Genomic DNA, 18,630 nt, shown 5'->3' on the forward strand with positions numbered 1-18,630 from the left:
AGATCCCCGACTTCTTGAAGAAGTCGGGGATCTAGGGGATCTAGCCTTTCTTTCCTTCTGCCCTCTGCCTTCTGCCTTATCCTAGAATAAAGTGAGCATTACACTTGACCGATAGGCAAAGGGAGTCCCGATGAAGCGCAAGAATCCAAAAGTCCTGGTTTTGATACTGCAAAGCAGTGTCGTCCTTTCTACTTTCCTGTTTTCCCTTGGTCTTGCTAGCGCCCAAACTGCTGCACCTACAAGCCCAGCAATTAGCAATTTGGAACGACAGGAGCTCAGACGTTTAAGAGATGAAAGGCGCATTCAACAACAAGTTCAAGCGGAGGCAAATCTTGCTTTCAGTCGGACGACTACGTTATTTAATATTTTGTTGGCTATTTTAGGGTTACTTTTGACTGCTTCTTTGGTGGCAATTTTTCTGTTGCGGCGTTCTGTTTTGCGAGAGGTGGGAGTTGTTGTTAAAGAACATCTTAGTGGGTTGAAAGATTTAGAATTAAAATTGGCTAGTGCTAGTCAAGAAGTGCAAAATATTCTGTTAGTTGCATCAGATTTACAAAAGAAGCTGAACGAACAAGTTGTTGATTTTCAAGCAGAAATTGACGATCGCTATGAGGATGTATCACAAATTACTGGGGAGTTGTCGCAGTCGAAAAAACAAGCTTTAAAGGAATTAGAAACGCAACTTAAAGATGCTCAATTAGCTTTGGTAGAAGTAAGCAATGAGTTTAAGTTGCATTTGGTGGAATTGCGATCGGACGTACAACACCAAAGAAATTCAGCTGTTGAAAGTTTGGAAAGATTAGCTGGGGAATTAACTCCGCATTTAGAAAGAGTGAAAGCTGATACCGAAGAACAAGGTAAAGCGGTAATTCATAATTTGGAAAAATCCAAAGCAGATTTTGGTTCGCAGTTGAATATTTTGTTGGCAGATATTCAGAAACAACGGGATTTGATGATTCAGAATTTGCAAAAGTTGAGTTCTGAGTTTACACCGTTGGTTTCGCAATTGCAAACAGAGGTTAAAGCCCAAAAAGATACCACAATTCAACATCTGAAACAGGCAGAAACAGATTTTGATATTAAGTTAACTGCGCTGCATTCGGATACGGAAAAACAACGCGATCGCATTCTCCAAACCCTGCAACAATTAGAAGCAGAATTTTCTCCCCAACTTTTGGCAATTCAATCTGATACGGAACAAAAAGCCAAGGAACTGCATAATGCAACTATGCAGAAAATGGAAAAATTAAGTGGAGAAATGACCAAGGAATTGAATGATTCTAAATCTCAAATACTTGGCAGAATGAGTGAAAGTCTCCAGAGATTACAAGCTTTAGAAACCGACTTTACTACACAGGTGGAGGGTTGGCGATCGGGAATTGCCACCAGCAAGGAACAAACTTTGCAAAGTCTGCAAGGTTTAGATACAGAAGTGAGAAACCAATTAACTAAGTTACAATCAGGAATTGCCAGCAAACAAGCAGAAACCCAACAAGTTTTAGCTCAGTTGAATGGTGAAATTAAAAACCAAATCGCTCAATTACAAGCGGAAATTCAAAAACAACAAAGTGCTAGCCAATCTAACTTACAAAAGTTAGAAGCAGCAGTAAGAAATCAACTAGCACAACTGGAAACAGAAGTCAAAAAGCAACAAGAAGCCAGCCAAAATCATCTAGAAGAATTAGCCAGAGAAGCGGCGAATTTTGTATCTCAATTCCAGGCAGAAATTCAAGCGAGAAAAGAGCAAGTAATTCAGAGTTTGGGAGAATCACAACATTCTGTTTCGCATAAATTGAGCGAAATTGAATCAGATGCAATATCACAAAAAGCGCATATTTTGCAAAGATTGGCTGATACTTCTTCAGATGCGATCGCCCAAACACTAATCCCCGAAACTCATCACCAACTGCAAACTTTAAACGAACAAATCCAAAAATTGAAAGCTAATCATCCTGACTTGTTCTTATCACCCGATGATTACTTGAATCAAGGTAATGCGTTGTTTGCAGAAGGTGAATATCACGAAGCTATTGCAAAATACGATCGCGCCATAGAATACAAAACTGATAACACCCAAGCTTGGTATCAGAAAGGTTTAGCTTATTGGGAATTGAAGAAGTACGAACAAGCGATCGCTTCCTTTGATAAAGTACTGGAAATTAATCCCGAAGATACCGAAAGTTTGTATCATCGCGGTTTAGCATTGAAGGAATTGAAACGCTTTGAACCTGCATTAGCTATCTTTAATAAAGTAACCCAACTGCAAGAAAATCATTACAAAGCTTGGTTACAAAAAGGGATGGTTTTAGGCAAGTTGAAACGCCATGAAGATGCGATCGCAGCTTATGATATAGCTATTCAAATTAAACCAGATTATCACGAAGCTTGGGTCGATCGCGGAGTCGCTTTAGGAACTTTGCAACAACACGAAGAAGCTTTTCAATCCTTCGAGCAAGCTACCACATTACAACCAGATGATGCTGTAGCTTGGATAAATCAAGGTTTAGCTTTAGGAGTTTTGTCAAGATACGAAGACGCAATTTCGGCTTTTGAAAAAGCCATTGACTTAAATCCAGAATCTCACAAAGCTTGGAATTATAAAGGCGAAATGTTGGTGAAATTAGAGAAAGAGCAAGAAGCAATAGAAAGCTTCGATCGCGCCACCCAAATTGAGCCAAAATATGCGCCAGCTTATTACAACAAAGCCGCCTGTTTTGCACTCCAAGAACAAGTAAAACCAGCCATTGAAAACCTAGAACAAGCGATTAGAATTAATCCTAAATATCGCCAAGAAGCACAAAGCGATCGCGACTTTGAAGCGATATCAGAGGACGATCGTTTCTGGCAATTAATCGAAGGCTAATCCCTGTAGGGTGCGTTAGCGCAGCGTAACGCACCACCAATTCCCGTAGGGTGCGTTAGCGCAGCGTAACGCACCACCACTCTTTTTAATCGGAAAAGAAAGGACTGAAGTCCTTACAACAAACAGATTAATTTAGATATGTGACAGCCATGATTCAGCTATCCCAAAAATCTCTAACTTTTGAAAACTTCATTAGCGAATATGGAGATAATGAGCGATACGAATTGCTTGAGGGAGAACTAATTGAAAAGGAACCAACAGGCCGTCATGAACAAGTTGCGGGATTAATTAATTGTGAACTCAACTTTGAAATTCGTCGTCTCAAATTACCTTATTTAATTCCGTTGCGCTGTTTAATTAAACCTTTGGGAATTGCTTCGGCTTTCCGATCAGATGTGATAGTTTTAGACAGATTAGCTTTAGGAAATGAACCTTTGTGGCAACGAGAGCCGATCGTTACTTTAGGAACAACTATCAAGCTGGTAGTTGAAGTTGTCAGTACAAATTGGCAAAATGACTAGGCTCGGAAACTTGACGATTATCAAGCTTTGGGAATAGCTGAATATTGGATCGTAGATTATTTGGGACTGGGTGGAACTTTCTTTATTGGTTCACCTAAACAGCCTACCATTACGATATGTCAACTAGAGAATGGAAGCTATAAAATGTCTCAGTTTCGTAATAGCCAAACCTTAGTATCTTATACCTTTTCGGAATTAGAATTAACAGCATAAAAAGTTTTCAATGCAGGTAAGATTCAGTAGGAGTTAAAAAAAAAGGAAATGAAGCTGCATATCTTAAGCGATTTACATTTAGAATTTGAGCCATTCAATCCCCTGGTAACTAATGCAGATGTTATTATTTTAGCTGGAGATATTCATGTTGGTAAGAAAGGGATAGATTGGGCTAAATATTACTTTCCAGAACTACCTGTAATTTATGTTTTAGGCAACCATGAGTATTATGGAAAGGCATTTCCCAAGCATATTGACGATCTCAAACGAGCAGTAGAAGGTACGAATATCCACATCTTGGAAAATGACAGTTTGATAATTAACGATATTAAGTTTTTAGGTTGTACGCTATGGACAGATTTTAACTTGTTTGGCGAACCCAAAATTGCTGGGTATGAGGCAACACAAATCATGAATGACTACAGGAAAATTCGAGTCAGTCCTGCTTTTCGCAAACTACGATCTATTGATACAACAATCATTCATAGCAAATCATTACGGTGGTTGAATGAAGAACTGTTGAACAACCAAAATAACAAAATAGTCGTCATTACTCATCATGCGCCGAGTAAACGCTCTGTACGTGAGCGCGATCGAGATAATATTCTCAGAGCTGCTTATGCCTCAGACCTTGACAAATTTGTTGCCGAATCTAATGCTGTTTTATGGATACATGGGCACATTCATTGCCAGCAAGATTATTTGCTTGGAAGCACGCGAGTAATTTGTAATCCTAGAGGTTATCCAGACAAACGAAACGAAAACTTTATTCCTGATTTGGTGATTGAGTTGTAAGAACTAACCGGAAAAACTAATCAGTTATTTATTTACGAATCGCTCATTTGATTCCGATCTGGGTTAAGCTGCTGGCACGAGTTTTTAGTTAGACGGGTGCTAGGCAAGTATCGATCGCACAAGCAAACTCTTCCGGCGCATCAAGCATCAACCAATGTCCCGTATCAGGTAGCGTAGTTGTGGTGAGTGCTGGACGGAGAACGTGAAGGCTGAACGGCAAGTTATTGGACGGCGCAAGAATCGCGTGAGCTTGTGCTCCAGGCGTTGCGAGGTAGCGATCGAGAGCTTCCACCGCTTTAAAAGCAAACAAACCGCGAGAAGTTCCTAGCAGCGCAGCCTTTGGAGTTGCGGCAAGTCGCGCAAGTATTTGATCTTCTGTTGCTGATGTGCCGCCTGTCAGTGCGCCACGAAAAGAGTTTTCTAAGGTCGATCGCCAATCCTCGGTTGCAAGTGCTGCTTGCATTGGGGCGATTTGTGCTTCGTACATCTCTGGGGGAAATTGGGTGCAGTCTATTGGTGGGTCTACTAATATTAATAGTGCGATCGCATTAGGTCTAGCAGCAGCGGCAGCGAGAGCAACGCAAGCACCATAACTATGTCCGACGAGAACGATCCGATCGAGTCCCAAAGCTTCCAATACAGCGAAGATATCAACTGCACAGGCTTCTGGAGAGTAGTCGTCATCTGCTGGGGGTGTAGAAGCACCATGTCCGCGTAGGTCGATCGCGATCGCCCGTCGAGTCCGCGCCACATAAGCCAACTGTGCATCCCAGATATCCGCAGAACAAGCCATCCCATGCACAAACACTACTGGCAACCTCTGGGACTCCACAGGTGCATCAGTTTCCAGGATGTGAATGCTATTGTTCTGATTAGCGATCGTCTTTGAGTTCATACTACCTTTCCTTGAGCGTTAATTGCTGACTATAATTAAAGAGCAAAAAGCAAGTTTAATCATCATGCAGGCTATTTTTTGGAGTGTAGAAGAAGTCGCCCATAGAGCCAAACAATTTTACGAAAATGGTATTCGCCAACAAGTTGAGCATGGCGATAATATTGGCAAAATGATTGTAATTGATGCTGAAACTGGCGAATACGGAATTGATGAATCTGGCGTAGAAACAGCATTGAAGTTGAAGCAGAAAAACCCAAATTCCAGATTGTTTACTATGCGAATTGGTTATGACGTTACATTCAGCTTTGGTGGCGCAATTGAGCGTACTGTCAAATGATGTACGGGAGATCGATCGACAATAAAGCAATAGTTACAGTAATTTTTCGCTTACCCGCACAACCAGACTTTTCCTTGGATTTTGTCATTGATATCGGTCTTTGAACACTTTGATGCACTCATTATGTATAAATTTGCTCCTGCTTCAGAGAATGAAACCATCGTGTTTGGTTCTGCTCGACCGGGATATAGCAACGAGCAAGTGAACGAGTGGATTGAATTTATGCACAATCAAGGTATTGAGCGTGTCTGTTGTTTGCTTCCTGAATCTCAACTAAGGCGCTATTCCAGTCTACTCAACTTTTACCAACAGAGCTTTGGACTCGATCGAGTTTGTTGGACACCGATCGAGGATTTTCACTTTGCTGACCCCGAAATGCTTATCCACCAAATCTTACCTTTCTTGGCTGCTGCTAACCAGAATCATGAGAAGGTTGTTGTTCATTGCTCTGGTGGCATTGGTCGCACAGGACACATTTTAGCAGCTTGGCTTGTGGCTGGACGAGGGTTATCTGGCAAAACTGCGATCGCTGCTGTCAAAAAAACTGGGAGAAATCCATCTGAAGCAGTCATCGCCGCTCCTTTCAAAGGTCGCAATCCTTGGCAAGTCGCTGCGGAACTGAACTCACTGCTCGATAAATGCAGTCATTTTAGGAATCCGCAAAATTAAGGATTTACAGCATTAAATAAAGCCGAGTAATCAGCATCAGCAAGTCCCATTTCTTGAGCAATTTCTAAAATTTGTCGCACCCCTTCCAAACTGTAAGTATTTAAGTTATTTGACTGCGCTTGGTTGAGGAACAAATTTGTATCTTTGAGTAGATGTTTGGTCGGAAAATTGGGATTGGTAAAATCCCTTTCCAACATTCGCTTTAGTTTCTTATCGAAAGTAGGTGCATATAAAGCACTTTGGCGTAAAAGTTCCATGAAAGTTTCTACCTCTACACCTTGTTTTTGGACTAAACTTAAACTCAAAGCAAAGGCAGTAGTTAGGGAAGCAATTAATTGATTTAGTGCTAATTTAACTGCGGCTGCTGTACCTACTGAACCAATTAAACGAGGTTCTGAACCAAAGTTTTGTAAAAGATTTGACCATTTCGCAAATTGTTCGGGAGTTGCGCCTACCATGACGATCAATTTACCAGCTTCGGCTTCAGGAATGCTGCCTAAAACTGGTGCTTCTAAATACTCACCTCCAGCCGCAATTACTTGCTTTTCAATCTCTTGGCTTTCTTGCGGGGAAATAGTTCCCATTTGAATAATCGTCCTTCCTTTAAGTTCAGCTTTGGCACTTTCAGAAAGTAAAACTTCCTCAATGGCTGAAGCGTTGGTCAGCATTAAAATTATACAATCGGAATTGGCGATCGCACTTTCTGGCGAATCAGCTACTTGAGCACCCGCTGCTTTTAATTCTTCCACCTTTGATGCCGTGCGATTGTAAACAACCACAGGTATTTTGGCACACAATAATCTTTGCACCAAAGGCTTACCCATTAACCCAGTTCCCAAAAATCCAACTTTCACAGACTAAAAACTCTATTACAACCACTCAAAACTATACCTTCTTTGACAATTGATTGCATTTGCGATCGTTTAATTAAGTCTTATGTCAACAGAGTGATTGCAAGTTTAAAATATATATCCTAGTATTTAATAATGGTTTTCTTAACCTGTTCTTTACCTTAAGGAGGTTCAGGGATGGCCCTAATGGACGACATACTCAAGGGTTTAGCATTGGATGAAGTAATCTCTGGTGGGGGAGTTCCCGGTGCTGTGGTAGGTATCGGCGCATTGCTGTTAGCACCCATCTTAATTCCAGCGGTAGCTGGCGCAGGTAAACCTGTAGCCAAGGCTGTAATTAAAGAGGGAATTAAACTTTACGAAAAAGGTAAAGAATCTTTTGCAGAAGTGGGAGAAGTTTTTGAAGATTTGATCGCGGAAGCTAAAGCGGAACTCGCAGAAGATGACAAAACTTCTACAAATAATAACCAACCACAACCAATAGTTCTTAGCGACTGAAATCTTCAAGAGGCTCAATAGCATCTATGACTGGAAATGAAACATACCCAAATAGTTAGTAGTACTCCCAATCGAACCAGGGTAAAACTTTCTCAAAAGCGTCGCAATGCTGATGAAATGGCGCGGATTGTCCATGCACTGAAAGAACATCCCCAGATTCATGATATTCGTCCGAATATTAATACTGGCAGCATCGTAATTCATCATGCTGAAAATGATGGAAATGTGGAAGATATCCAAGCTATTTTGCAGGATTTAGGCATCATTTTAGGAGACGTTGTTGATGTACCAATAGTAGAGGGAAAATCGGGAGTAGCAAAGGATTTAACTAATGCTATTTCTGACCTTAACCAAAGAGTTGGTCAAGCAAGCGGCGGTGTAGTCGATTTGCGATTCTTGGTACCCGTTGGACTTGGTACGTTGGCAATTTATCAGTTACTCCAAAAAGGATGGCAGTTTGAAACGGTTCCTTGGTATGTGTTAGCTTGGTACTCTTTTGATAGTTTTATTAAGCTACATTACACCACCGATCCAGAACAAAAAAATAGTTAGTCTGATTTTCCTAAGTCCCTTGATTTAGGGAAAAATTAGACTCAAAATTCGTTGTTGCCGATCGCGCTTTTGTCGATCGCAACTCCTTTTTCATCGAAATTTTCTCCGAAGAAATTTGTCTAGCAATCACCTCTTTAGGGGTTAGGTTCTCATCAACTAAAATTTAATTAACAAAAGGTTAAGAAAGTTGCTTTGATTACAAAAGAAATAAAAATCTGCCATTAAGATTTTTTGAAGTTTAAGTTCTGATCCTTTAAAGATGGAGGAATAACAACTGAGAAAAAATGACCAATCTCACTGCACAAAACACTAACAACGCTCTGCAAATCGTCCATAATGTTCCGGGTCGGGTGCGCCTAAAAGCAACTGACAGCAATCAGGTAAAAGCTTTGGAAAAAGTAGCGCAAAAACTCCGCAAACAAGAGGGAATTTACGAAGTCAGAACAAACTCTGCAACTAAAAGTTTAGTTGCTACCTTTGACAGCAATATTGTATCAATGCCAGAGATTTCTAAAATTATTCAACAGTCTGGATCGACTCAACCTTTAGTGTTAGTTGAAAAAGCTCACAAGCAAGAGTTACAGGAACTTTTGGCATCGGGAGATCTGTCTGAACAATATCCTCGAATTGCGCGATCGATCTTCTCCATAATTGCTGGAATGGCAGTCACGGGAGCATTAGGAGTAACTGGGTTAATGTCCTTGCCAGTATTCATGATTACAGACAGAGTAAGTCATGAATTACTCAAATATATTGAGTCAGAATTTCTGACAGAAAAGCCAGAATCAGAAATTCAAAGTTCAGCCAAAGAATTAAATGGCAAGGTAGCCGATCGCCAAGAGCCAATTTATAGTATAGTGCATGAGACTCCTGGGAGAATTCGCTTTCGGATTCCCCTAGTTGCTAAAGATGCCGATTACGCTCAAAAGCTAACTCAATTAGCTCAATCAGATTCTAGAGTTACTAACATCAAGATTAACAAAGATGCGGCATCAGTAGCAATTTGTTACCAAGCGTCTGACTTGTCACCAGCAGCAATTAAAGCTCATTTAGTGCATTTAATTGAGTTAGCGAATGACCCCAGCACTTTGATTAAAATTGGTTCTTCTACTACAGAAACAGAAGAAGAAACTAACCCTTGGTCTAACTTAAGTTTGCCTGTAGCAACTGCGGTGTTAGCTTTATTAAGTGGGCCGATCGGTTTACCAATTCCGCCGATCGTGACTGGAGGTGCGATCGCTCTTGCCACAATTCCCGTAGCACAACGCGCCTTAGAAAGCATCCTCACCGAAGGCAAATTAAACATCGATTTTCTGGACTTTTCTGCGATCGCAATTACCACATTGCAAGGTCAATTTATCAACCCAGCAATCATGTTAATTTTGATTGAACTTGGGGAAGCAATTAGGGAACAAACGGCACGTTCTTCCAAAAAACACACCTTAGATTTGCTCGATTCATTGAAGCAATTTGTTTGGGTAGAACGCAACGGCGAAAAGCAAGAAATTTCCATTCACGATGTCCAAAAAGGCGACACCGTTATTGTTTATCCCGGCGATCAAATACCAGTAGACGGGCGAATTTTGCGGGGTAAAGCATTAATTGACGAACAAAAACTCACAGGCGAATCAATGCCTGTAATGCGAAGCGAAGGACAAACAGTTTACACCTCTACTTTAGTGCGAGAAGGACAGCTTTACATCCTTGCCGAACACATTGGCATTGAAACTCGCGCCGGACAAATTATTAAAGTGATGCAGGATGCACCTGTTCACGATACCCGGATCGAAAATTACGCCGCAAAAGTAGCAGATCAAGCTGTTATTCCCACCCTATTACTATCAGGAATAGTCTTTGGTTTAACCGGGAATTTAGCTCGTGCTGCTTCTATTTTAACGATCGACTTTGCCACAGGAATTCGCGTTTCTGTACCGACAACTGTATTAGCTGCCTTGACTTATGCCGCCAGAAGAGGCATCTTAATTCGTAGCGGTAGAGCCTTGGAAAAATTAGCTACTGTGGATGCAGTTGTATTTGATAAAACAGGCACATTAACTAAAGGTGAACCCACCGTTGTTAACGTGGAAACTGCCTGCGAATCAATCTCTCGTTTGCAAGTTTTAGAACTCGCCGCAGCTGCCGAACAAAGAATAACTCATCCTGTTGCTGTTGCTGTAGTCAAATATGCCGAAGCTGAAGGTGCAAGAATTTTACAACGTGGGGAATGGCATTACGAAATTGGTTTAGGTATTCGCGCCGAAATTGACGGACAAAATGTGTTAGTTGGCAGTAACACTTTCTTGAAAAAAGAAGGAATTAGCATCGATATATTGCATGAAAAATACCCCTATCTCTTATCAGGAAGTTGTTCTTTAATCTACGTCGCCAGCAATAGCGAATTGCAAGGTGTAATTGCTTATCGCGATCCTTTACGTGCGGAAAGTCGCGATGTAATTAAAGCTTTACGTACTGATGCTGACATGGATATTCACATTTTGACAGGCGATAACAAACGCACAGCAAAAGTAGTTGCTAGTGAGTTAGGAATTGCGCCGAATAATACTCATGCGGAAGCATTTCCTGAAACCAAAGTTGCCGTTGTTAAAGCATTACATGAAGAAGGAAAAACTGTAGCTTTTGTTGGTGATGGGATTAATGATTCTCCGGCACTTGCTTATGCAGATGTTTCTGTTTCCTTCGGTGATGGTTCCGATGTGGCAAGGGAAACGGCAGATGTGGTATTAATGGAAAATAATTTGCGGGGGTTGCCGGAAGCGATCGCGATCGCACGCCAAGCATTAGAATTAATTAACCAAAATACCGCCATTGTCGCCGTACCAAACTTGAGTGCTTTAGTGTTAGCAGTGTTATTTGGAATTCCCCCACTCGCCGCCACTTTAGTTAACAATGGTTCAGCTATTGTTGCCGGATTAAATGGTTTACGTCCATTGCTAATTAGTAACGAAGAAATGGAGCAGTTGGCTAATAATTTAGATAACAACCAACAGCCAACAGTAGAATCAACTAATGGAAATGGCAAATCCTATCACCTGGAAATAATTCCTCCTAACGGCAATGGTAAACCTCACCATTCTGTAGAGATGAAAGATCTGGAAATAATCTCTACTAATGGCAATGGCAACGGTAATGGTAATGGCACTCACCTTCCCAAAGAACTGAGTTTAGTACATTTAAACGGAAAACCTGAGCCTTATAATAATAGGAGTTCCGTTGCAGTAGCCGAAAAAAATGGCAACTCTCACTCTCATGTTGAAGAGGTGAAAACATTAACAGGCAGAGCTTTAGCAGAACGCTTAAAAGTCAGCGCCAGTACTCTGAGTAAAAGAAAGTCACAATCTGAGTTTTCCCAATGGTCTAAAACTAAAGATCCTGAAGGAATCACCTGGAAATATTCAGCTAAATCTCAACTGTTTGTGAGTGTTTAGAAGAAAATAAGTAGGTAGATATAAGTAAAGTGAAAACTCAGGCAGGCAGGATGCCTGCCCCACAAGAGTTAGAGCTTTCTTGTGGGGTGGGCATCCTGCCTGCCCCACAAAAGTTAGAGCTTTCTTGTGGGGTGGGCATCCTGCCTGCCCCACAAAAGTTAGAGCTTTCTTGTGGGGTGGGCATCCTGCCTGCCCCACAAAAGTTAGAGTTTTCTTGTGGGGTGGGCATCCTGCCTGCCCCATCCAAAGATAACTATTATCACTTTATTTATTTACATCGACTTAGAAGAAAAGAAACGACTGAAGTCGCTACAACGAACCTTTTGTTTGTTGTGACGACTTTAGTCGTTTTATGAGAGGAATAGTACGACTGAAGTCGCTACAACGAACCTCTTGTTTGTTGTGACGACTTCAGTCGTTTTATGAGAGAATTTGCAGGTCTTGAGGCGTGTCTAAGTCAATGATTCCCTGGTTAAATGGAATGCTTAAGGAATGGGAGTGATGTTGGCGGATAATTGATTTTGCACCAACATCTCCTTGAAGTGTTAATAGTTCGGGAAAAAATGTTTTGTGAAATAAAGCGGGAACACCCAAAATGCCAGCGTATTCAGAGGCGACAATAGGATAGTTTAAGTCTCGATATCCAGCAATTAATTTGTGAATTAGATCGGGTGAAACAAAGGGTTGATCGCATACCATGAGAACGATCGCATCAAGCTCAACCGAAATTCTCAACATTTCCCGCAGTCCACACTGAATCGAACTTGCCATCCCCGTTGACCAATTTTCGTTATAAAATATGTGAATGTCTAGATTTGATAAATGTGGCTCGATCGCCTCAGCATGAGCTCCCAAAACTACTCCCACAGGTTGACAGTTAGATGCGATCGCCACTTCTGCCATCTGTCGAATCAGCGGTTTGCCTTGATAGGATAAGAGTTGTTTCGGTTGTCCTAAGCGGGTAGAGGCTCCCGCTGCCAAAATTAGGATACCAATTCTAGCCATGCTGGTTTTGTGGGAGAATGAATCGAACCGATGCGATCGCGCAGAAAACCACCAGAACGTCCACCGAGCACCGCTTGAATTTCTGCGACGATGGAAAGGGCTATTTCTTCGGGAGTTTCCGCCCCAATATCCAACCCGATCGGATTATAAAGCTGTTGATTTGGCGCGATACCGTTTTCGGCTAAATCTTGCCATAATTGCTGCATTCGTCTTTTGGGCCCTAATACGCCTAAATAAAGGAGTCCAGACGGAATCAAGGTTTTGAGAAATGCCAAATCGCTAATATATCGATGAGTCATGACAACAGCGACGGTTTGGGGTGTTAGTAAATGGTTATAGGTTTCCGGTTGTTCTGGTTTGCAGTGTAACAGTCGATCGGCTCTTGGAAAGCGATCGCCAGTTAAATATCCCGATCGATAATCAATTACTGTAACCTGCCAGCCTAATTGTTTGGCGAACTGCACCACTGGAATAGCATCATATCCAGCCCCAAAAATTAGCAAGGGAACAGGTGGAGAAATCACTTCCAGCAACACATCAATTTTTCCAGAAGATAGAGTGTAGGATTGTATAAGAGTTTGTTTTTCAATCAGTATTTTGCTAAGGTCTGTGGCAATGGTTTGAGCAATATCTTGGTTAGCGATTTGGTTGATGATTGTGGTGTCTGATTTCATTATTATTCGATCGCCCACTCTAATCCCCGACACATTTTCTACAGCAAACACAGTGGCGATCGCAATCATTTGCTGAGCGTTCAAACAATCTCGAATTAAGGAAAGTTGATTAATCGCAGCATCATCGCTCAATGATTCAATCAAAACATCCACAATGCCATTGCATCCTAATCCAAAACCAAACACAATTTCATCACTGGAAGTTGTGTCATATCTGACTAAGATGGGATTGGCATTATTGGAGAGGAGAGAGTGCGATCGATCCAAAATATCGCTTTCCAAACAGCCACCACTAATCGCACCAAACATCTCTCCATCTTCAGTTAATAACATCCGCGCACCCGGTCTGCGATAAACCGATCCACTTGTTCGCACAACTGTTGCTAAAACTGCGCGTTTTCCAGCCTGTTGGCTTTGTTCAAAGGCTTGTAGAATTCTTTGTAATTCGTTCATGAGCGGTTAAAAACCTTTTTTATAATAAACCGCAGAGACACAGAGGACGCAGAGGAAAGAGGGAGAAGATATTACTCAGATCTTGCACCAGTCCCACAATCCGCCTGCGAATCAATTCGCAGGCTAATAGCTAAAGTCCTCTATCATAGGACTAAAAGCTTAAGATTCAAGGCTTTCAGTCCATTTTAATGGACTTGAGCTATTAGCTAAGGAATTGATTTCCGGGCGGGCTCGCAAGCGCAGGTGCAGGATCTCAGTATTAGTTGGAACCTAAAAAATCCTCCCCCCATCCCCCCATCCCCCCATCTCCCCATCTCCCCATCTCCCCTGCACTCACGACTATGCTATTAATTTGTCAGGAGTAATTGGTAAACTGCGGAACCGTTTGCCTGTTGCGTGGTAGATTGCATTAGCAACAGCAGCAGCAACCCCGGTAATGCCAATTTCACCAGCACCGCGAACGCCCAAGGGATTAAATGTTAGATCCGGTTTACCGACAAATGTTACGTCAATGCGGGGAATGTCGGCATGGCTGGGATAGTGGTAGGTTGCTAAGTCATAGACTACGGGATTTCCTGTATTAGGATCGAAAACGCATTCTTCCATCAGTGCTTCCCCAATGCCCATGATTACGCCGCCTCGAATCTGACTGGCAGCAGCTTTGGCATTGATTACCTGCCCAACGTCCATCACCGATACCCAGCGCGTTACCCGTAGCCGTCCTATTTCTTCATCGATCGCCACTTCACAAAAATGGGCACCCCAAGATTGAAATGCCCACTTTTTCCCCTCTTCATTAGGCGCAGACGATCCGGTAGCTTCCAAGGCGGCTTTTCCAGAGCTTTGTAACTCCTTGAGCGCCTCTGCTGTAGTCGCAAAATTCCCGGACTTGAGCAAGTTCTCACAGGCTTCTTGCACAGCAGGCGCAAGGGAAGCAGTCATTTGCGATCCCCCAGCTAAGCCACCATCAGGGAATAGGGAATCACCAATTTCTACGCTCACTCTGTCGATCGACACCCCCAAAGTTTCCGCAGTCATAATTGCTACGAGGGTATAGGCTCCAGTTCCCATGTCATTGGCTGATGTCAATACATTTACTCGTCCATCGGGTAACAATCTCACCTTAACTGAGGCGTTTCCCCGCAAAGCTGGAAAGGTTGCCGCTGCCATTCCCCATCCTATTAATTTACCTTCGCGGGTGAGAGTGCGGGGTTGAGGACGATTTTCCCAACCGAAGCGTTTGGCTCCCTCTTTGAGGCAGTCGGCAAAATGCTTGGAAGAAAAGGGGAGGTTGTTCCGTAGGTGGGTTTTAGTTTCATTCTGGAGTCGCAGTTCCACTGGATCGAGGTTAAGTTTCCATGCCAGTTCATCCATTGCTGATTCCATTGCCCACATTCCAGGGGTTTCTCCCGGTCCCCGCATAAATGTGGGAGTGCCAAGGTTTAATGCAGCAACGGTCTGGTTCAGCTGCATATTGGGCGTGCTGTACATGACTGGGGTGATGTTGATGCAGGGTTCGCTAAACTCATCGACGGGAGAGGTAACGGACTTAACGGTGTGGACGATCGCTTCTAAGTTCCCATCTTTTGTCGCACTCAGCCTTAAAGTTTGCTCCGTTTCCGATCGATGCCCTGTGTTAGCAGTCATCTGGCGACGGCTCACCACTACCTTGAGCGGACGCTGTATTTGACGTGCAACGGCAGCACACAATATGCTGTGGGGCCAAGGGAATGCTTTACAACCAAATGCGCCACCGATGTAGGGAGTAACAATCCGCACCTTTTCTGCGGGAATGCCAAATAGTTCGGCGTAAGTGCGCTGGGATGCCATCACCCACTGAGAGCCTTCGTATACCGTCAGCGCTTCTTGTCCTTGCCACTGAGCAATAATAGCATGGGGTTCCATAGGAACATGAAGTTCTGTAGAAGTGGTGTAGGTTGCTTCTACAGTTGCTCCTGCGATTTCTGTTCCCTCTGTTCCCCTGGAAAATTCCCCTTTCTCAAACACCATATCTTCGCCAAATATAGCGATCGCAGGCTTATAAGTACCTTTGGCAGCATCAACCAATGGTGTTTCCACCTCATACTCTACTTGCAGCTGTTGGGCGGCATCCCGCGCTCGTTCAAAGGTATCCGCTACTACCAACCCAATAATCTGTCCGGCATAATGTATCTGGTCATCAGAAAGGGGCAGACGGGCTTCGTAGACTTTGCTGTTGATAAAGTTATTGGTAGGTTTGAAGATCTTGGGGGCGTTTTGGTGGGTAAAGACGGCGATCGCTCCTGGGGCTGTTTCGGCTGCTTGGGTGGAGATCGATCGAATCCTTCCTTTAGCGATCGCAGATGTCACCAAATATCCATACACTAACCCTGGAATCTGTTGTTCAGCAGCGTAGGTGGCTTTTCCTGTCACCTTAGCCAGCCCATCTTTACGGTTAACCGCAGTACCGATCACCTTGTTCATGCTACACCTCCGCCCTGTGCTGAAATGGTGAGTGCCCGTTTGATTGCTCGTTTTGCCATGTTTACTTTGAAACTGTTGTGAGTTAGCGGTTTTGCTCCCTGCAACACAATCTCTGCTACTTGTTGGAATGTCTCAACTGTAGCGGGTTTACCTTTGAGGAAAGTTTCGGCTTCGGGAACTCGCCAAGGTTTATGGGCGACTCCACCCAAGGCTAAACGAGCATCCCGGATGGTTTCTCCAGCTAGATCGATCGCAGTTGCCACCGAAATCAAGGCAAAGGAATAGGAAGCTCGATCGCGCAACTTCAAATAAACTCCCGTTTTCCCAAAGGGTAAAGGTGGTAAAATCACAGCCGTAATCAGTTCCCCAGATTCCAAATTACTATCCCGTTCCGGCGCATCACCTGGTAAACGATGAAAATCATTAAACGGAATCTGTCGCCGTCCTTTGCTGCTTTCCACTTCCACCACTGCATCCAACGCTGCCAATGCAACGCACATATCGGAGGGATGAACGGCAATGCAACTATCGCTAGCTCCTAAAATCGCGTGCATTCGATTGATTCCCGGAAGTGCTGCACAACCACTTCCCGGTTGTCTTTTATTACAAGCAAATACGGTGTCGTAGTAGTAGGGACAACGAGTGCGTTGTAATAAATTACCACCGACGGTTGCCATGTTGCGAATTTGTTGGGATGCTCCCGACAAAATGGCGCGAGATAACAGGGGATAATCACGGCGAATCTGAGGATGATCGGCAACAGCTGTATTAGTTGCTAGTGCGCCGATGCGAATGCCTCCCTCTGTTGTAGCTTCGATTTGTTTCAAATCTAAACGAGAGACATCGATCAGTCGATCTGGTCGATCGAGGAATACTTTTAGGCGATCGATCAGGTTAGTTCCCCCGGCAATAAACTGGGTATTTTGCGTAGTTTGCGATCGCTGCACAGCATCTTCAGCCGAGGTAGCCCGAACATAAGCAAAATTCTTCATCCTGCCACCTCCTGCACCAGCATTGTCGCCGCCGGAGAAGGCGGAGTTTGTCCTGCTGCTTGTTGCACAGCTGCCACAATACCGTTATAAGCACTACAGCGACAGAGATTACCGCTGAGTCGTTCTTTAATTTCTGTTTCTGAAAGGTTTGCCAGTTGCGGTGGATTGGTTAAATCAGCTGTCAGAGCACTAGCACAACCGCGATTAACTTCCTCCAGTAGAGCAACCGATGCACAGATTTGCCCCGGTGTACAATATCCACACTGGAAACCATCATTTTCAATAAATGCCGCTTGCACGGGATGCAGTTGTTCGCCTTTCGCCAAACCTTCGATCGTGGTAATCGATCGCCCTTCCTGCATAATGGCAAGGGAAAGACAGGAATAAACTCGATCGCCATCGATCAGCACCGTACAAGCACCACATTGACCATGATCGCAACCTTTTTTCGTGCCTGTCAGTCCTAACCTTTCCCGTAATACATCCAACAACGTAACACGCGGTTCAATCGAAACAGTCTGAGACTGTCCATTGATGGTAAGCGTAACAGGGGTTTCCCCTTGCATGGGAAAATCGCGTTCGGCTTTGCCGTCTTGCAGGGAATCGGTTAACATTTCTTGACCCTCAGCAACATTAACATTATGTAGGATTTTCGGGGCAGCGATCGCTAATCAATTAGACTCTCTATAAACAATAGACATCTCCAATAATTCTTGTGGGGTAGGCATCCTGCCTGCCTTTGAGATTCTTTATTGGAGATATCTAATAACAATCTGAGAGTTTTATTGCTCCCCTGAACCCTTGACCATCCAAACTAAAAACCCTAAAATTTGTTCCACAGGCGGTAAAGGGTAATCGGTAAGATCGATTGTTACCGTCTTTTCCTCTAATTTTAAAAATCGCCATTGTGTACCGCTAGAAACAGTCCCGTAAATCGTTTTTATTGGTTGATTTTTCGCTTGATTAAACTTTTGGGCAGCGATCATTTCCGCAATACATTGTCCTATTCCTGACTTAAGATCGGACTTTTTCGCCTCAACAATAATCACAGCAGGTGCTTCTACCACAAGTTGTTCGGGAGAAAGACTAATCAAAAAGTCGCATACGCCATTAAGTCCAGCAGCAACATCGACATTAAATTCTTCACCGGAAAACAAGCTAATTTTCTGATTCATAATGCGTCGCACTTCCAACAAAACGGGATTAATAATTACTTCAGAACGCGCTTTTTCGGTGTCAACTGCGATCGCCCAAGGTAATTCCTCTAAAATTCCCATCAATCTTGAACTAGGCGGAATTCGTTCAACATCAACAGGGAAAAACCTAGTTCCTTCGACAGTTGACAAATTAAAATCTTCTTTAACCTTACTCAAATTAAATTGACTGTAGGGCATATTTAAATT

The 18,630-nt window shown here is 43.2% G+C and carries 15 protein-coding genes and 2 pseudogenes; 9 read left to right on the top strand and 8 right to left on the bottom strand.

Going from position 1 to position 18,630, the window contains the following annotated elements; genetic code table 11:
* Window positions 1-130: 130 nt before the first annotated feature.
* The 3 genes and pseudogenes from ACE1CI_RS14110 to ACE1CI_RS14120 all read left to right on the top strand — a co-directional run bounded on the left by ACE1CI_RS14110 (window position 131) and on the right by ACE1CI_RS14120 (window position 4,392).
* A complete protein-coding gene (locus ACE1CI_RS14110; RefSeq protein WP_496615468.1) occupies window positions 131-2,863 on the top strand; it encodes a tetratricopeptide repeat protein in 2,733 nt (910 codons plus the stop codon).
* Window positions 2,864-3,012: 149 nt separating this feature from the next.
* Window positions 3,013-3,597 (top strand): annotated as a pseudogene (locus ACE1CI_RS14115) (Uma2 family endonuclease).
* A 48-nt stretch (window positions 3,598-3,645) separates the two neighbouring features.
* On the top strand, window positions 3,646-4,392 hold the full coding sequence (locus ACE1CI_RS14120; protein WP_413262744.1) for a metallophosphoesterase: 747 nt from the start codon (window positions 3,646-3,648) through the stop codon (window positions 4,390-4,392).
* Window positions 4,393-4,480: 88 nt separating this feature from the next.
* On the opposite strand, the gene ACE1CI_RS14125 is transcribed toward ACE1CI_RS14120, so the two are convergent.
* On the bottom strand, window positions 4,481-5,287 hold the full coding sequence (locus ACE1CI_RS14125) for an alpha/beta fold hydrolase (RefSeq protein WP_413262745.1): 807 nt from the start codon (window positions 5,285-5,287) through the stop codon (window positions 4,481-4,483).
* 64 nt (window positions 5,288-5,351) lie between these two features.
* Here ACE1CI_RS14125 and ACE1CI_RS14130 point away from each other — a divergent pair, with 64 nt between their 5' ends.
* Window positions 5,352-5,624 (top strand): hypothetical protein, encoded by a 273-nt coding sequence (locus tag ACE1CI_RS14130; protein WP_413262746.1) that lies wholly within the window; start codon window positions 5,352-5,354, stop codon window positions 5,622-5,624.
* 123 nt (window positions 5,625-5,747) lie between these two features.
* Window positions 5,748-6,293, top strand: a complete 546-nt coding sequence (locus ACE1CI_RS14135; protein ID WP_413262747.1) for a protein-tyrosine phosphatase family protein — start codon at window positions 5,748-5,750, stop codon at window positions 6,291-6,293.
* Here the strand turns inward: ACE1CI_RS14135 and ACE1CI_RS14140 are convergent.
* Window positions 6,290-7,147 carry an NAD(P)-dependent oxidoreductase gene (locus ACE1CI_RS14140; protein WP_413262748.1) on the bottom strand — a complete coding sequence of 286 codons (858 nt, stop codon included), beginning with the start codon at window positions 7,145-7,147 and terminating at the stop codon, window positions 6,290-6,292. The two genes, ACE1CI_RS14135 and ACE1CI_RS14140, sit on opposite strands and share 4 nt — an antisense overlap.
* A gap of 183 nt (window positions 7,148-7,330) precedes the next feature.
* On the opposite strand from ACE1CI_RS14140, the gene ACE1CI_RS14145 reads away from it, so the two are divergent.
* The 4 genes and pseudogenes from ACE1CI_RS14145 (at window position 7,331) to ACE1CI_RS14160 (ending at window position 11,996) form a co-directional block, all read left to right on the top strand.
* The gene (locus ACE1CI_RS14145; protein WP_413262749.1) at window positions 7,331-7,642 is read left to right on the top strand and encodes a DUF5132 domain-containing protein; all 312 of its coding nucleotides are present in this window, start codon (window positions 7,331-7,333) and stop codon (window positions 7,640-7,642) included.
* A gap of 36 nt (window positions 7,643-7,678) precedes the next feature.
* Window positions 7,679-8,194 (top strand): HMA2 domain-containing protein, encoded by a 516-nt coding sequence (locus ACE1CI_RS14150; protein WP_413262750.1) that lies wholly within the window; start codon window positions 7,679-7,681, stop codon window positions 8,192-8,194.
* 713 nt (window positions 8,195-8,907) lie between these two features.
* Window positions 8,908-11,148: pseudogene (locus ACE1CI_RS14155) on the top strand (heavy metal translocating P-type ATPase); the annotation flags it as partial.
* Between the two features lie 542 nt (window positions 11,149-11,690).
* Window positions 11,691-11,996, top strand: coding sequence for a hypothetical protein (locus tag ACE1CI_RS14160; RefSeq protein WP_496615469.1), 306 nt, complete (start codon window positions 11,691-11,693; stop codon window positions 11,994-11,996).
* Between the two features lie 64 nt (window positions 11,997-12,060).
* On the opposite strand, the gene ACE1CI_RS14165 is transcribed toward ACE1CI_RS14160, so the two are convergent.
* The 6 genes from ACE1CI_RS14165 to ACE1CI_RS14190 all read right to left on the bottom strand — a co-directional run bounded on the left by ACE1CI_RS14165 (window position 12,061) and on the right by ACE1CI_RS14190 (window position 18,621).
* The gene (locus tag ACE1CI_RS14165; protein WP_413262753.1) at window positions 12,061-12,645 is read right to left on the bottom strand and encodes a nucleotidyltransferase family protein; all 585 of its coding nucleotides are present in this window, start codon (window positions 12,643-12,645) and stop codon (window positions 12,061-12,063) included.
* Entirely contained in the window at window positions 12,624-13,772 is a 1,149-nt protein-coding gene (locus tag ACE1CI_RS14170) for an XdhC family protein (RefSeq protein ID WP_413262754.1), read from the bottom strand. Before ACE1CI_RS14170 ends, ACE1CI_RS14165 begins: the two co-directional genes overlap by 22 nt.
* 339 nt (window positions 13,773-14,111) lie before the next feature.
* On the bottom strand, window positions 14,112-16,235 hold the full coding sequence (locus ACE1CI_RS14175) for a xanthine dehydrogenase family protein molybdopterin-binding subunit (RefSeq protein ID WP_413262755.1): 2,124 nt from the start codon (window positions 16,233-16,235) through the stop codon (window positions 14,112-14,114).
* Window positions 16,232-17,227, bottom strand: coding sequence for an FAD binding domain-containing protein (locus tag ACE1CI_RS14180; RefSeq protein ID WP_413262756.1), 996 nt, complete (start codon window positions 17,225-17,227; stop codon window positions 16,232-16,234). Before ACE1CI_RS14180 ends, ACE1CI_RS14175 begins: the two co-directional genes overlap by 4 nt.
* On the bottom strand, window positions 17,224-17,892 hold the full coding sequence (locus ACE1CI_RS14185) for a (2Fe-2S)-binding protein (protein WP_459564014.1): 669 nt from the start codon (window positions 17,890-17,892) through the stop codon (window positions 17,224-17,226). The genes ACE1CI_RS14180 and ACE1CI_RS14185 overlap by 4 nt, the downstream gene beginning before the upstream one ends.
* Window positions 17,893-18,009: 117 nt before the next feature.
* Complete coding sequence (locus tag ACE1CI_RS14190; RefSeq protein ID WP_413262758.1) at window positions 18,010-18,621, bottom strand: hypothetical protein; 612 nt, start codon at window positions 18,619-18,621, stop codon at window positions 18,010-18,012.
* Between the last annotated feature and the right edge of the window lie 9 nt (window positions 18,622-18,630).

The sequence above is a fragment of the Floridaenema flaviceps BLCC-F50 genome, assembly GCF_041929275.2.
Lineage (GTDB): Bacteria > Cyanobacteriota > Cyanobacteriia > Cyanobacteriales > Aerosakkonemataceae > Floridanema > Floridanema flaviceps.

What these genes read in the sequence shown, in the direction of transcription:
- ACE1CI_RS14110 (WP_496615468.1), top strand. Translation starts at nt 131, where the DNA reads ATGAAGCGCAAGAATCCAAAAGTCCTGGTTTTGATACTGCAAAGCAGT.
- ACE1CI_RS14120 (WP_413262744.1), top strand. Translation starts at nt 3,646, where the DNA reads ATGAAGCTGCATATCTTAAGCGATTTACATTTAGAATTTGAGCCATTC.
- ACE1CI_RS14125 (WP_413262745.1), bottom strand. Translation starts at nt 5,287, where the DNA reads ATGAACTCAAAGACGATCGCTAATCAGAACAATAGCATTCACATCCTG.
- ACE1CI_RS14130 (WP_413262746.1), top strand. Translation starts at nt 5,352, where the DNA reads ATGCAGGCTATTTTTTGGAGTGTAGAAGAAGTCGCCCATAGAGCCAAA.
- ACE1CI_RS14135 (WP_413262747.1), top strand. Translation starts at nt 5,748, where the DNA reads ATGTATAAATTTGCTCCTGCTTCAGAGAATGAAACCATCGTGTTTGGT.
- ACE1CI_RS14145 (WP_413262749.1), top strand. Translation starts at nt 7,331, where the DNA reads ATGGACGACATACTCAAGGGTTTAGCATTGGATGAAGTAATCTCTGGT.
- ACE1CI_RS14150 (WP_413262750.1), top strand. Translation starts at nt 7,679, where the DNA reads ATGAAACATACCCAAATAGTTAGTAGTACTCCCAATCGAACCAGGGTA.
- ACE1CI_RS14160 (WP_496615469.1), top strand. Translation starts at nt 11,691, where the DNA reads ATGCCTGCCCCACAAGAGTTAGAGCTTTCTTGTGGGGTGGGCATCCTG.
- ACE1CI_RS14165 (WP_413262753.1), bottom strand. Translation starts at nt 12,645, where the DNA reads ATGGCTAGAATTGGTATCCTAATTTTGGCAGCGGGAGCCTCTACCCGC.
- ACE1CI_RS14170 (WP_413262754.1), bottom strand. Translation starts at nt 13,772, where the DNA reads ATGAACGAATTACAAAGAATTCTACAAGCCTTTGAACAAAGCCAACAG.
- ACE1CI_RS14175 (WP_413262755.1), bottom strand. Translation starts at nt 16,235, where the DNA reads ATGAACAAGGTGATCGGTACTGCGGTTAACCGTAAAGATGGGCTGGCT.
- ACE1CI_RS14180 (WP_413262756.1), bottom strand. Translation starts at nt 17,227, where the DNA reads ATGAAGAATTTTGCTTATGTTCGGGCTACCTCGGCTGAAGATGCTGTG.
- ACE1CI_RS14190 (WP_413262758.1), bottom strand. Translation starts at nt 18,621, where the DNA reads ATGCCCTACAGTCAATTTAATTTGAGTAAGGTTAAAGAAGATTTTAAT.